At 46.7% G+C, this 520-nt stretch carries 1 protein-coding gene; it reads left to right on the top strand.

What is annotated here, in order from left to right:
• Positions 1–316: cupin domain-containing protein (locus tag ACTHUR_RS18165; RefSeq protein ID WP_440400155.1), on the top strand; the 316-nt coding region annotated here is incomplete at its 5' end.
• Between the last annotated feature and the right edge of the window lie 204 nt (positions 317–520).

Here is a 520-nt window from a genome sequence, read left to right as displayed (position 1 = left end):
GCTTGGCAGCTTTGCCTTCACGCGCCATCAAACCGCCGACCAAGACGCATTCAAAGAAATCGGCTGGCTCACTCTTCCGCCTGGCGCTTCCATCGGCCAACACAAACATACCGGCAATGAAGACGTTTACATTATCGTATCCGGCAAAGGCCTTTTTACCGATAGCGAAGGCAAACAAACCGAAGTCAGCGCCGGCGACATTACCATCGCCCGCCCCGGTCAGTCCCATGCACTCAAAAATATCGGCAAAAAGCCGTTGGTATTCTTAGATTTGATTGCCGAGACCGCTGGCGCTAAAGCCGCCGAAACCAAGTAATACTTTCAATGAAAGCAAACAATCTGCCATGACTTTCTGCCTTACCCAAACCAGGCAGTTGAGAGATTGTTCCGTTTTCATTTAAACCTGCATACAAGCTAAAGGCCGTCTGAAAACCACGCTTCGTTTTCAGACGGCCTTTTTTTCTCAAAAGTCTTATCATATAAATGATGCAATGTTATATAATAACAGCCTTTCAAAATA

The organism is Neisseria sp. P0021.S007 (assembly GCF_051956855.1).
The sequence above is the reverse complement of the archived record's forward strand: the minus strand, read 5'-3'. Positions and strand labels throughout refer to the sequence as shown.